Source organism: Streptomyces sp. NPDC057010, assembly GCF_042673805.1.
Taxonomy (GTDB): Bacteria; Actinomycetota; Actinomycetes; order Streptomycetales; family Streptomycetaceae; genus Streptomyces.
Genome location: NZ_JBHUSC010000094.1, coordinates 1 through 12301, shown reverse-complemented (window position 1 = coordinate 12301; position 12301 = coordinate 1). Strand labels below are relative to the sequence as shown.

The following is a 12301-nucleotide window of genomic DNA, read 5'->3' as shown; positions in this document are numbered from 1 at the left end:
ATCCACCGAAGTGGACGGGGTATCAACTTCTGGCGTTGATTTTTGGCACGCTGTTGAGTTCTCAAGGAACGGACGCTTCCTTCGTACTCACCCTCTCGGGCTTTCCTCCGGGCTTTCGTTCTTGCGTTTCAGACTCTATCAGAGTCTTTCGCGCTTGCTTTCCAGGTTCTTCGCTTTCGCGTTTTCCCTTTCCGGCGATTCCGACTCTATCAGATCCTTTCGGGCCTGACTCCCAGTCAGCGGGCTTCGCCTTTCGGGCTGTTGGGCCCTTGCGGCGAGTGAGACAGTAGCGGATTCCTCGCCCCCGAACCTAATCGGCGGCTGCGTCCTGTGGACGCGGATTCCCCATTCGCAAATACGCATGAAAACGTGCCGGCGCAATACGCCGTACGTTCGAATGTGTGGTGCGGGATGGCTGTCCGGGGACCGACCGGGGTCGGCGTCTCACTTCGGACAACTCGAAGAACCTTACGGACCTCGTCCATCCGTGTCAACTCCAGGACAGGCGTCACTCGTAGGGCTAACCTGGTCCGCATGACCACGCACGTGCTCACGCTCAGCCTTCGCTGGTGGGCCGCCTGACGGCGGCCGACCTTCTACGCGAGCACGCATGCGCTCACGGCCGCCGCTACGGCGGCCGTTCTTGTTTCTCCCCTCCCGGGAGTGGCTCGGTCGCCCGGCGCGGCGGCCTCGACACCACGCACACAAGGGAGAGCAGGACATGACGAGGATCTTCAGCGGGATCAAGCCGACCGGGCACCTGACTCTGGGGAACTACCTGGGGGCCCTGCGGCAGTGGGTCGCCGCCGACCAGCAGCCGGACGACGCGCTGTTCTGCGTCGTCGATCTGCACGCGCTGACCGTCGAGCACGAGCCGGCTCGCCTGCGGAGGCTCAGTCGGCAGGTGGCGACGCTGTTCCTCGCCGCCGGGCTGGATCCGCAGCGGTGCACGCTGTTCGTGCAGAGCCACGTGGATGAACACACGCGGCTGTCGTACCTGCTGGAGTGCACGGCCACCGACGGCGAGCTGCGGCGGATGATCCAGTACAAGGAGAAGGCGGCGAAGGCGCAGGCCTCCGGGGAGGGCGTGCGGCTGTCGCTGCTCACCTATCCCGTGCTGATGGCCGCGGACATCCTGGCCTACGGCGCCGACGAGGTGCCGGTCGGTGAGGACCAGCGGCAGCACGTCGAGCTGACCCGGGATCTCGCCGTGCGGTTCAACCAGCGCTACGGGCACACCTTCACGGTGCCGAAGGCGACCCTTCCGGCGGTCGCGGCGCGGGTCATGGACCTGCAGGACCCGACGTCGAAGATGGGCAAGTCGCACGGGAGCGGGGCGGGGATCGTCTATCTCCTCGACGAGCCCGAGGCCGTGCGGAAGAAGGTGATGCGGGCCGTCACCGACAGCGGCGAGGGCGGGGTGGTCTACGACCGGGAGACGCGGCCCGGCGTCGCGAACCTGCTGGACATCCTCGCGGCGTGCACCGGGGGCGACCCGGCCGCGCTCGCCGAGGGGTACGGCGGGTACGGCGCGCTCAAGCGGGACGTCGCCGACGCCGTGGTCGAGCTGCTGCGGCCGCTGCAGGAGCGGCATGCCGAGCTGGCCGCCGATCCGGCGGAGGTGGAGAAGGTGCTGCGGGAGGGGGCCGGGCGGGCCCGGGAGCTGGCGCGGCCCGTGGTGGACCGGGCGTACGAGGCCATCGGGCTGCTGAGGCCTTGAAGAGCACGGGGGTACGGGCTGCTCCGCTCGCGCGGGGGCCCGTATCCCCGTACCGCTCGCTCAGCTGTTGCCGGAGGCGAGTTCGCGGCTGCGGTCGCGGGCCGCTTCGAGGGCGGCGATCAGGGCGGCGCGCACGCCGTGCCGTTCCAGCTCGACGATCGCGTTGATGGTCGTACCGGCCGGAGAGGTGACGGCCTCGCGGAGCTTGACCGGGTGCTCGCCGCTGTCGCGGAGCATCACGGCGGCGCCGATGGCGGCCTGGACGATGAGGTCGTGGGCCTGGGCGCGGGGCAGGCCGAGGAGGATGCCGGCGTCGGTCATGGCCTCGACGAGGAAGTAGAAGTAGGCGGGCCCGGAGCCGGAGAGGGCGGTGGCGGCGTCCTGCTGGGACTCGGGGACGCGCAGGGTCTTGCCGACGCCGCCGAAGATCTCCTCGGTGTGGGCGAGGTGCTCTGCGGTGGCGTGGCTGCCGGCGGAGATGACGGACATGGCCTCGTCGACGAGGGCGGGGGTGTTCGTCATGACGCGGACGACGGGGGTGCCGGGGGCGAGCCGCTCCTCGAAGAAGGAGGTGGGGATGCCGGCGGCGCCGCTGATGACCAGGCGGTCGGCGGGGACGTGGGGCGCGAGCTCGTCGAGGAGCTTGCCCATGTCCTGCGGCTTGACGGTGAGGATGAGGGTGTCGGCGCGCTTGGCGGCCTCGGCGTTGGAGACGGCCTCGACGCCGTAGCGGGTACGGAGTTCCTCTGCGCGTTCGGTGCGGCGGGCGGTGACGAGGAGCTTCGAGGCGGGCCAGCCGCCGCGGATCATCCCGCTGAGCAGGGCCTCGCCGATCTTGCCGGTACCGAGGACTGCGACTGTCTGGGTCATGCCCGATTCACCTCGCCGAAGGAATGTGGGGACGTACGGGATCATCCTCGCACCGGGGGCGGGTGTGGGGGGCCGGTGTCCGGTGGGTGGTCAGGCCCGGCCCCGGTTCACGGGGTGCGGCGGCGGAGGGTTGCGGCGCCGAGGGCGAGGACCAGCAGGGCGCAGGCGGCGACGACGAGGGCGTCGCGGACGAAGTCGGCGGTCATGTCGGTGTGGGTGAGGACCTGGGTCATGCCGTCGACGGCGTAGGACATGGGCAGGACGTCGGAGATGCCTTCGAGGACGGGCTGCATGGTGCTGCGGGGCGCGAAGAGTCCGCAGAGGAGCAGCTGGGGGAAGATCACCGCCGGCATGAACTGGACGGCCTGGAACTCGGAGGCGGCGAAGGCGGAGACGAAGAGGCCGAGGGCGGTACCGAGGAGGGCGTCGAGGAGGGCTACGAGGAGGAGCAGCCAGGGGGATCCGACGACGTCGAGGCCGAGGAGCCACAGGGCGAGGCCGGTGGCGAGGAGGGACTGGACGACGGCGACGGCGCCGAAGGCGAGGGCGTAGCCGGCGATGAGGTCGCCCTTGCCGAGCGGCATGGCGAGGAGGCGTTCGAGGGTGCCGGAGGTGCGTTCGCGCAGGGTCGCGATGGAGGTCACGAGGAACATCGTGATGAGGGGGAAGATCCCGAGGAGGGACGCGCCGATGCCGTCGAAGGTGCGGGGGCTGCCGTCGAAGACGAAGCGGAGCAGGGTCAGCATCAGGACGGGGACCAGGAGCATCAGCGCGATGGAGCGCGGGTCGTGGCGGAGCTGGCGCAGGACGCGGGCGGCGGTGGCGGTGGTGCGGGCGCCGCTGAAGGCGGCGGGGGTCCGGGCGGCGGCGGTGTCGGTGGCGGTCATCGGGTCGTCTCCTGGTCGGTGGCCCGGCCTGCGGCGGGGGTACGGGTCGGCTCCTGGCCTGTGGCCCGGCCTGCGGCGAGGGCCGTCGCTTCGTCGACGAGGCGGAGGAAGCCCTCCTCGACGGTGGCGGAGCGGGTTCGGGTGCGCAGGGCCTCGGGGGTGTCCTGGGCGAGGATGCGGCCCTCGCGCATGAGGAGCAGGTCGTGGCAGCGCTCGGCCTCGTCCATGACGTGGGAGGAGACGAGGAGCGTGGTGCCGCGGGTGGCGGTGAGCTCGTGGAAGAGGTTCCACAGGTCGCGGCGCAGGACGGGGTCGAGGCCGACGGTGGGTTCGTCGAGGACGAGCAGGTCGGGGGTGCCGAGGAGGGCGACGGCGAGGGAGACGCGGCTGCGCTGGCCGCCGGAGAGGTTGCCGGCGAGGGCGTCGGCGTGGGTGGTGAGGTCGACGTCGGTGAGGGCGCGGGTGACGGTGGAGGCGCGGCGGTCGGCGGCCGCGCGGCCGGGGTCGAGGACCGCCGCGAAGTAGTCGAGGTTCTGGCGGACGGTGAGGTCGTCGTAGACGGAGGGTGCCTGGGTGACGTAGCCGATGCGGGAGCGCAGCTCGGGGTGGCCCGCGGGGCGGCCGAGGACGTCGAGGGTGCCGGTGACGTGGGCCTGGGTGCCGGCGATGGCGCGCATGAGGGTGGATTTTCCGCAGCCGGAGGGGCCGAGGAGGCCGGTGATGCGGCCGCGGGGGACGTCGAAGGCGATGCCGTCGATGACGGTGCGGGGCTGGCGGCCGGGGCCGCGGCGGACGGTCAGGGCGTGGGCGTGGACGGCGGCGGTTCCGCCTGAGCTGCGCCGCTCGGGATTATTCATCATGTGATGAATAATGCTCCTGGCGGTGCCAGGGCGTCAATCGGCCGGAGGGTGCGAGTCCGAGTGCCAGTGCGAGTGCGAGTGCGGGTTACTTCTTGCGCTTGGGGCGGCGGGCGGCCGGGTTGCCGGTACGGGCGCTGCGGCGGCGGGCGAATTCGGCCGAGGCGCGCTCGTACTCGGTGCGGCGGAGCTGCTCGCCGGGGGCCTCGGTGAGGCATCGCAGGAAGTACGCGATGAGGGAGCCGATGAAACCGATCGCCTTGAGGCCCTTGAGGGCCGCCTCGTCGGAGGAGGGGGCCGGGCGGCGGCGGAAGGACTCCCAGGTCTTGGCGAAGGCGATGGAGCTGGCGATCGCGAAGAGGATGACGACGGAGATGCTGAGGAAGGGGCCGACGTCGCCGATCTCCAGGCCTTCGTAGGCGAAGCGCAGGAGGAAGGCGGCGATGACGGCGGCGAGGAGCGAGCCGACGGCCGCGCCGGCGCGGCGCAGGGCGTAGCCGCCGTCGTGCTCCACCCACGTGGTGCCGAAGAACCGGATGGGCTCGGGCTCGGGGCCGGTGGGGGCCTTGGCCTGCGCGGCCGGCTCGGCGGGGCTCTGGTCTCGCTGGTCGTCGTCGCTCACAGCAGGATTATCCCTCGCCGGGCCGGTCGGGCCGGGTGCGTCTCACGTGGCAGACGGGTCGGGGCCCGGGGGCCCTCAGCCGCAGCGCGGGGCGACGTAGCCGTCGCTGCCCGTCTTCACGTAGGCGTCGGACACGAACTCTCCGTTGCCGATGCAGTCCCAGAGGTTCGTCGTGCCGTACGGGCCGCTGACGGTCGTACCGGGGCACTGGCACCGGACCGCTACGGTCGCGCCGACCGGCAGCACGTCGACGATGGAGTAACCGGTTCCCGGACCACTGCGGACGTTGAGGCTGTAACCGGGCGCGACCGGAAACCTCTGGTAGCCGGAAGTGGCGGCAAGGCTCTCGACTTGGCTTGAATCGTTCTCAACGGACATGTGAAATCTCCCCCCTTGGGTGTTGCACTGCGCAACGCGCGCAGGGTAGCAAGCCCTTGGATGTTCGCACGGGGCATCGGCTAGGCTCCGGCGGGGGTGGTGAGCGGTGCAGTCACTGTGCGCGGACTACGCCGGGTTTCCGGAGTACGCCGGGCAGTACCGGCTCGAATCCGTACTCGGCTCCGGCGGCATGGGCGTCGTCCACCTGGCCACCTCCAGTTCCGGGCTGAAACTCGCCGTCAAGGTCGTGCACGCCCAGCACGCGGTGGATCCCGAGTTCCGGGCGCGGTTCCGGCAGGAGGTCGCGGCCGCCCGGCGGGTGAGCGGGGCGTTCACCGCGCCCGTCGTTGATGCCGATCCGGATGCCGAGCGGCCGTGGATGGCCACCCTGTTCATCGACGCCCCGACGCTCGCCGAGCGCGTACGGGAACGGGTGCTGGACCCCGTCGAACTGACCCGGCTCGCGGCCGGGCTGGCGGAGGCCCTGCGGGACATCCACCGGGCCGGGGTCGTGCACCGGGACCTGAAGCCCAGCAATGTGCTGATGGCTCCCGACGGGGTGCGGGTCATCGACTTCGGGATCTCGCGCCCGGCCGACAGCGATCTGCGGACCGAGACGGGGAAGCTGATCGGGACACCGCCGTTCATGGCGCCGGAGCAGTTCCAGCGGCCCCGGGACGTGGGGACGGCCGCGGACGTGTTCGCGCTCGGTGCGGTGCTGGTGCACGCGGCGACCGGGCGCGGGCCGTTCGACTCCGACAGCCACTACCTCGTCGCGTACCAGGTCGTGCACGCCGAGCCCGATCTGACGGGGCTGCCCGCACGGCTCGTGCCGATCGTGGCCCGGTGCCTGGCGAAGGACCCCGCGGAGCGGCCGAGCGCCGACGAGCTGATCGCCACGGTCCGGGCCGCGACGGGCCGCACTGCCGAGGACACCCAGGCCTTCATCCCGCATCCGCGGCGCCCGGTCCCGGACGAGGAGGTCACGCACCGGCGGGACCGGCTCCCCGCCGAACCCGCAGCGGCAGGGGGCCTCGTACGCCGGCGGAGGGTGCGGCTCGCCTCCGCAGCGGGGGCCGGGCTGTTGCTGGCGGGCGGTGTGGTCGGCGGATATCTCCAGTTCGGGGTGGCGGACGAACCCCCTGCGCGGAAGGCGACGGCGACAGCTCCGGCGGCGCCCAGGGCCTTCGCCCCGTGGGCCGTGACGCTGGGCAGGCCCGCGTCCGGGGCCGGCAACCCGGCATGCGCCTGGCAGGCCGCGGCCCTCTACTGCTCCGCGCCGGGGGTGACCGCAGCCCGGCTGGACCCGTCGAACGGCGCGGTGATGTGGTCCGTACCGAGCGCCGTGCAGGAATCGCCGAGCGGCGACGACAGCAGCCTCCTGCACGCGGGCGGGGTCGTACTCGCGGTGGCGCCGGGCAACGGGGTCCTTCAGGCCCTGGATCCCGGTACGGGCGCCGAGCGCTGGAAGCGGACACTGCCCGTCGGCGCCCGGGTGATCGCCACCGGCGGGCAGACCCTGATCGTGGCGACGAACGGCAGCATCACCGCGATTCAGCCGTCCGACGGCTCCCCACGGTGGACGAAGCAGATCGGCGGGCCCGGGTCCGTGTGGTGGTGCGACCCGGCAGGCTCCGAACCGCCCGTGCTGTACATGGCGACCTCCGGTTCGGGCACCGGCTCGACACAGCTCGCGGCCGTGGACCCGCAGAACGGCGCGGTGCGCTGGCAGGTCCGGGCCGAGGGCCGGCTGCGGCCGGTCGGTGCGGCGCAGGGCGGGATGTACCTGCTGGACAAGGACGCGGACGCCAGGACCACTGCCGTCGTCCGCGTGGACCTGGCCACGCACGCCGTGCTCCGGGCCCCTCTGGCCACCCCCCTGTTCGATGCGCAGGCTGCGGTGGGCCCTGACGGGACCGTGTACGTCGTCGGAACCTCGGGCGGGCTGGCGGCGGTCGCGGCCAAGGAGGTGTGGCGGCTGGAGACGGGCACGGCCCTCTCCTCCCGCCCCGTGCTCGCGGACGGGCGGCTCTACCTGACCGCGTCGGACGGACGACTGCTCGCCGTGGACGCGAAGGCCGGACGGCTCGTGGGACAGACCAAGCCCCGGATGGGCGGCAGCGGCGGCGTCGTCACGGCGGCCCTCCCCGCCCCCGTGGTCGCCGACGGCCGCGTCTACGCCTCCGCGCCCGACGGATCGGTGTTCGCGGTGGACGCGGCGAACCCCGCCGGGTGGTGAAGCGCCCGGCGGGGTTCGGTGTCGTGCGTGCGGCGGATCAGCCCAGGCGGGAGACGTCGCGGACCGCGCCCTTGTCGGCGCTGGTGGCCATGGCGGCGTAGGCGCGCAGGGCCGCCGAGACCTGGCGCTCGCGGTCCTTCGGGGCGTAGACGCCGCCGAGGGCCGCGTGGCGGGCGTCCAGTTCCTCGTCGGAGACCAGCAGCTCGATCGAGCGGTTCGGGATGTCGATGCGGATCCGGTCGCCGTCCTCGACGACGGCGATGTTGCCGCCCGAGGCCGCCTCCGGGGAGGCGTGGCCGATGGACAGGCCCGACGTGCCGCCGGAGAACCGGCCGTCCGTCACCAGGGCGCAGACCTTGCCGAGGCCGCGGCCCTTGAGGAAGGAGGTCGGGTAGAGCATCTCCTGCATGCCGGGGCCGCCGCGCGGACCCTCGTAGCGGATGACGACGACGTCGCCCGGCTTGATCTCCTTGCGCAGGATCTTGTCGACGGCCTCGTCCTGCGACTCGCAGACGACCGCCGGGCCCTCGAAGGTCCAGATCGACTCGTCGACGCCGGCGGTCTTGACCACGCAGCCGTCGACGGCGATGTTGCCGCGCAGGACGGCGAGGCCGCCGTCCTTGGAGTACGCGTGCTGCACGGAGCGGATGCAGCCGCCCTCGGCGTCGAGGTCGAGGGTCTCCCAGCGCTCGGACTGGGAGAAGGCGGTGGCGGAGCGCTTGCAGCCGGGGGCGGCGTGCCACAGTTCCTGCGCCACCTCGGAGGCGGTGCCGGAGCGGACGTCCCACTGCGCGAGCCAGTCCTCCAGGTTGGTGGAGTGGACCGTGGTGACGTCCTTGTTGAGCAGCCCGCCGCGGTGCAGCTCGCCGAGGATGGCGGGGATGCCGCCGGCCCGGTGGATGTCCTCCATGTAGTACGTGCCGCCGGGGGCCACGTTCGGGGCGACCTTGGCCAGGCAGGGGACGCGGCGCGAGACCTCGTCGATGTCCTTGAGGTCGTAGTCCAGGCCCGCCTCCTGCGCCGCCGCCAGCAGGTGCAGGATCGTGTTGGTGGAGCCGCCCATGGCGATGTCCAGGGCCATGGCGTTCTCGAAGGCCTGGCGGGTGGCGATGTTGCGCGGCAGGACGGACTCGTCGCCGCCCTCGTAGTAGCGCTTGGTGATCTCCACGACCGTGCGGCCGGCGTCCTCGTACAGGGCGCGGCGGGCGGTGTGCGTGGCGAGGACGGAACCGTTGCCGGGGAGGGCCAGGCCGATGGCCTCGGCGAGGCAGTTCATCGAGTTCGCGGTGAACATGCCCGAACACGACCCGCAGGTCGGACAGGCGTTCTCCTCGATGCGGAGCACGTCCTCGTCGGAGACGTTCTCGTTGGAGGCGTCGACCATGGCGTCGATCAGGTCGAGCTTGCGGACGGTGCCGTCGACGAGGGTGGCCTGGCCGGCCTCCATCGGGCCGCCGGAGACGAAGACGACCGGGATGTTGAGGCGCATGGCGGCCATCAGCATGCCGGGGGTGATCTTGTCGCAGTTGGAGATGCAGATCAGGGCGTCGGCGCAGTGCGCCTCGACCATGTACTCCACGCTGTCCGCGATCAGGTCGCGGGACGGCAGGGAGTAGAGCATGCCGGCGTGGCCCATGGCGATGCCGTCGTCGACCGCGATGGTGTTGAACTCGCGCGGGATGGCGCCCGCGGCGCGGATGGCGTCGGAGACGATGCGGCCGACCGGGGCCAGGTGGGTGTGGCCGGGAACGAACTCGGTGAAGGAGTTGGCGACCGCGATGATCGGCTTCCCGATGTCCTCGCTCGCTACGCCCGACGCACGCATAAGGGCGCGTGCGCCCGCCATGTTGCGGCCGTGGGTGACGGTGCGGGACCTCAGCTCGGGCATGCGGTTTCACTCCCCATGAGTGCGGCTGATGCGTGGACCAGCCGCGACTGCGGATATGGCATATAGCTCAGATACGAGGCTACGCCCACCGCCCGGGATCCGGACGGTCGGTCCGTATGACGGGACGGGCGGCTCAGCCTTCGGTCAGGTATCGCTGAAGGGTAGGGGCTACGAGGGCCACGATGTCATCGGGGTCGGCGGAAGCGAGGGGCTCGACCTGGACGACGTAGCGCAGGATCGCGATGCCGACCATGTGGGAGGCGGCGAGCTCGGCCCGGAAGGTCGGGTCGGGGACGTCGAGGTCGGCGGCGACCCGCTCCAGCAGCCGCCGCAGCACCAGCCCGCGCAGGACCTTCGCGGCGGCCTCGTGCGTGAGCGCGGAGCGGATCACGGCGAGCAGCGGGGCCCTGGTGACCGAGTTCTCCCAGATCCCCAGGAAATAGCGGGCGAGGCGCTCGCCGATCCCCTCGGGCCCCTCGCCGAGGATCGCCGGGACCACCAGGGCCGGCTCCATGCTCAGCTCGATGGCGGCGGCGAAGAGGTCTTCCTTGCTGCCGAAGTAGTGGTGGACCAGGGCCGGGTCCACGCCGGCGACCTTCGCGATGCCGCGCACGGACGTCTTGTCGTACCCGCGCTCGGCGAACACCTCGCGGGCGGCCAGCCGGATCCGCTCCTGGGTGCCGGGCCCGTCGTCGGCCTCGTCCTGGCGCGGCCGGCCGGGCCCGCGGCGGCGGCGCGGCTTCTCGGGTTCGGTCACGGTCGGCGCACCCCGTGCCGCCTGGCGGTGGCGAGGTGCAGCCGCGTGAAGGCCAGCGCCTCGGCGAGATCGGCCTCCCGCTCGGCGGAGGACATGGCCCGCCGCGTGTTGACCTCGATGACGACGTGCCCGTCGAAGGAGTTCCGCGCGAGCCGCTCCAGCAGCTCCGCGCACGGCTGGGTCCCCCGCCCCGGGACCAGGTGCTCGTCCTTGGCGGAACCGTTTCCGTCGGCGAGGTGCACGTGCGCCAGCCGGTCGCCCATCCGGTCGATCATCGCGGTGGCGTCCGTACGGGCGGTGGCGGTGTGCGAAAGGTCGACGGTGAAGTGCCGGTAGTCGTCCTTGGTCACGTCCCACTCGGGCGCGTAGGCGAGCATTTCCCGGTCCCGGTACCGCCACGGGTACATGTTCTCGACGGCGAACCGCACATCGGTCTCGTCCGCCATCCGCCAGATCCCGCTGACGAAGTCACGCGAGTACTGCCGCTGCCACCGGAACGGCGGATGCACGACGACGGTGCTCGCCCCGAGCCGCTCCGCCGCCGCCTGGGCGCGCTGCAACTTGGTCCAGGGATCGGTGGACCACACCCGCTGGGTGATCAGCAGACACGGCGCGTGCACGGCCAGGATCGGCACCTGGTGCTGGTCCGAGAGCCGCCGCAGCGCATCGACGTCCTGGCTGACCGGATCCGTCCAGACCATCACCTCGACCCCGTCGTACCCGAGGCGCGCGGCGATCTCGAAGGCGGTCGCCGTCGTCTCCGGATACACGGAGGCAGTGGAGAGGGCGACTTTCGCGGTCGGGATGCGGACTGGTTCTGCCACGCAGACAGCGTACGGGCCCACCCGCGCCCCCTGCTGCGGCGGGGCCAGGGCACGGCTGCGCGCGTACGGTGGACGTAAGGGCGGGGCACAGGAGGGAAAAGGCGATGCCCGAACACGAGGTCGGCACGCAGGAGGAATTCGAGGCAGCCCGGCAGGAACTGCTGGTGGAGGAGAAGAAACTCACCCGCCGCAGCGACGAGCTCGCCCGCCGACGGCGCGAGCTTCCCTGGGTACGGGTGGAAAAGGACTACACCTTCGAAACGCCAGACGGCCCGAAGCCACTGGCAGACCTCTTCGCCGGCCGTTCACAGCTGCTCGTCTACCACTTCATGTTCGGCCCGCCGTACGAGGCCGGCTGCCCGGTCTGCTCCTCGATCGCGGACACCCTCGACGCCAACGCGATCCACCTCAAGGCCCGCGACGTGACCCTCATCTGCTCCTCCCGGGCCCCGCTCGGCAAACTGCTCGCCTACCGGAAGCGGATGGGCTGGACCTTCGACTGGGTCTCCCCCGTCGACAGCGACTTCCACCGCGACCTCGGCTTCCTGTACACCCCGGAAGACCTGGAACCTTTCCTCAAGGGCGAGATCCCCCCGACCGTCACCCAAATGGCGAAGGCGTGCGGCACAACCGTCCTCGACTACGTCACCGAGGCCCCCGGCCTGAGCGCCTACGCCCGGTCGGACACCACCGTCTACCGCACCTACGTCACCACCGCCCGCGGCCTGGAACCCGCCATGGCCTACTACGGCCTCCTGGACCGCACCCCCTTGGGCCGCCACGAAGAAAACGAACAGACCCACTGGCTCCGCCGCCACGACGAGTACGGACCCTGATCGCGCGACCGGCCACAGGCGGGTCGCAGACGCCGAGACATGGGAAGCGCGTAGCGATCGGTCGCGGCCCAGCCCCGGACGGGCCGCGGACGCCAATCCGAGAGGAGCGCGTAGCGATCGCACGCGCATGGCATCTCCCGATGAGCCTCTCGCCGCTGTCCGGTGCGGGTAGAGCCGCCCCGACTCGGAGTCTGACGCCGGCGCGCCCTGACGGGCGGGCCGTTGGTGCCCGGGCCCCGGCGCGGCCCAGCCTGGATGGTGGGCATTGGCCGGACTCGGAAAGCGGGCCCGCACCTCCCTGACAGGCCCGTGGATGCGTGTGACCCGTGGCCCGTTCCTTTGGGGGCTTCCCGGCAGTCTTCGTTTTTCCGGGGCGGGCCGGTCTGTCAAGGGTGGCCGAAGGCCATCGCGAAGCGACGCGAC

At 71.6% G+C, this 12301-nt stretch carries 11 protein-coding genes; 3 read left to right on the top strand and 8 right to left on the bottom strand.

Annotated features, from left to right (window positions below; all coding sequences use genetic code 11):
• Positions 1 to 721: 721 nt before the first annotated feature.
• Positions 722 to 1720, top strand: coding sequence for a tryptophan--tRNA ligase (gene trpS / locus ACFTXQ_RS35595; RefSeq protein ID WP_382649534.1), 999 nt, complete (start codon positions 722 to 724; stop codon positions 1718 to 1720).
• Positions 1721 to 1780: 60 nt separating this feature from the next.
• On the opposite strand, the gene proC is transcribed toward trpS, so the two are convergent.
• The 5 genes from proC to ACFTXQ_RS35570 all read right to left on the bottom strand — a co-directional run bounded on the left by proC (position 1781) and on the right by ACFTXQ_RS35570 (position 5334).
• Positions 1781 to 2590 (bottom strand): pyrroline-5-carboxylate reductase, encoded by an 810-nt coding sequence (gene proC, locus ACFTXQ_RS35590; RefSeq protein ID WP_382649532.1) that lies wholly within the window; start codon positions 2588 to 2590, stop codon positions 1781 to 1783.
• Positions 2591 to 2697: 107 nt separating this feature from the next.
• Positions 2698 to 3477: an ABC transporter permease gene (locus ACFTXQ_RS35585; protein WP_382649530.1), complete on the bottom strand. Its 780-nt coding sequence runs from the start codon at positions 3475 to 3477 to the stop codon at positions 2698 to 2700.
• Entirely contained in the window at positions 3474 to 4337 is an 864-nt protein-coding gene (locus ACFTXQ_RS35580) for an ABC transporter ATP-binding protein (protein WP_382649529.1), read from the bottom strand. The genes ACFTXQ_RS35585 and ACFTXQ_RS35580 overlap by 4 nt, the downstream gene beginning before the upstream one ends.
• Positions 4338 to 4422: 85 nt before the next feature.
• Positions 4423 to 4956 (bottom strand): hypothetical protein, encoded by a 534-nt coding sequence (locus ACFTXQ_RS35575; RefSeq protein ID WP_382649526.1) that lies wholly within the window; start codon positions 4954 to 4956, stop codon positions 4423 to 4425.
• 75 nt (positions 4957 to 5031) lie between these two features.
• Entirely contained in the window at positions 5032 to 5334 is a 303-nt protein-coding gene (locus tag ACFTXQ_RS35570) for a peptidase (protein WP_382649524.1), read from the bottom strand.
• A gap of 106 nt (positions 5335 to 5440) precedes the next feature.
• On the opposite strand from ACFTXQ_RS35570, the gene ACFTXQ_RS35565 reads away from it, so the two are divergent.
• On the top strand, positions 5441 to 7573 hold the full coding sequence (locus ACFTXQ_RS35565; protein WP_382649521.1) for a serine/threonine-protein kinase: 2133 nt from the start codon (positions 5441 to 5443) through the stop codon (positions 7571 to 7573).
• A 37-nt stretch (positions 7574 to 7610) separates the two neighbouring features.
• On the opposite strand, the gene ilvD is transcribed toward ACFTXQ_RS35565, so the two are convergent.
• From ilvD to ACFTXQ_RS35550, 3 genes are all read right to left on the bottom strand, one after another.
• Positions 7611 to 9461, bottom strand: a complete 1851-nt coding sequence (ilvD, locus tag ACFTXQ_RS35560) for a dihydroxy-acid dehydratase (RefSeq protein WP_382649518.1) — start codon at positions 9459 to 9461, stop codon at positions 7611 to 7613.
• 133 nt (positions 9462 to 9594) lie between these two features.
• On the bottom strand, positions 9595 to 10218 hold the full coding sequence (locus ACFTXQ_RS35555; RefSeq protein ID WP_382649516.1) for a TetR family transcriptional regulator: 624 nt from the start codon (positions 10216 to 10218) through the stop codon (positions 9595 to 9597).
• Positions 10215 to 11042 carry a sugar phosphate isomerase/epimerase family protein gene (locus ACFTXQ_RS35550; protein ID WP_382649513.1) on the bottom strand — a complete coding sequence of 276 codons (828 nt, stop codon included), beginning with the start codon at positions 11040 to 11042 and terminating at the stop codon, positions 10215 to 10217. The genes ACFTXQ_RS35555 and ACFTXQ_RS35550 overlap by 4 nt, the downstream gene beginning before the upstream one ends.
• A gap of 104 nt (positions 11043 to 11146) precedes the next feature.
• Between ACFTXQ_RS35550 and ACFTXQ_RS35545 the strand changes: the two genes are divergently transcribed.
• Complete coding sequence (locus ACFTXQ_RS35545; protein WP_382649510.1) at positions 11147 to 11878, top strand: DUF899 domain-containing protein; 732 nt, start codon at positions 11147 to 11149, stop codon at positions 11876 to 11878.
• The last annotated feature ends 423 nt before the right edge of the window (positions 11879 to 12301 follow it).

What these genes read in the sequence shown, in the direction of transcription:
- ACFTXQ_RS35585 (WP_382649530.1), bottom strand. Translation starts at nt 3,477, where the DNA reads ATGACCGCCACCGACACCGCCGCCGCCCGGACCCCCGCCGCCTTCAGC.
- ACFTXQ_RS35580 (WP_382649529.1), bottom strand. Translation starts at nt 4,337, where the DNA reads ATGATGAATAATCCCGAGCGGCGCAGCTCAGGCGGAACCGCCGCCGTC.
- ilvD (WP_382649518.1), bottom strand. Translation starts at nt 9,461, where the DNA reads ATGCCCGAGCTGAGGTCCCGCACCGTCACCCACGGCCGCAACATGGCG.
- proC (WP_382649532.1), bottom strand. Translation starts at nt 2,590, where the DNA reads ATGACCCAGACAGTCGCAGTCCTCGGTACCGGCAAGATCGGCGAGGCC.
- trpS (WP_382649534.1), top strand. Translation starts at nt 722, where the DNA reads ATGACGAGGATCTTCAGCGGGATCAAGCCGACCGGGCACCTGACTCTG.
- ACFTXQ_RS35545 (WP_382649510.1), top strand. Translation starts at nt 11,147, where the DNA reads ATGCCCGAACACGAGGTCGGCACGCAGGAGGAATTCGAGGCAGCCCGG.
- ACFTXQ_RS35570 (WP_382649524.1), bottom strand. Translation starts at nt 5,334, where the DNA reads ATGTCCGTTGAGAACGATTCAAGCCAAGTCGAGAGCCTTGCCGCCACT.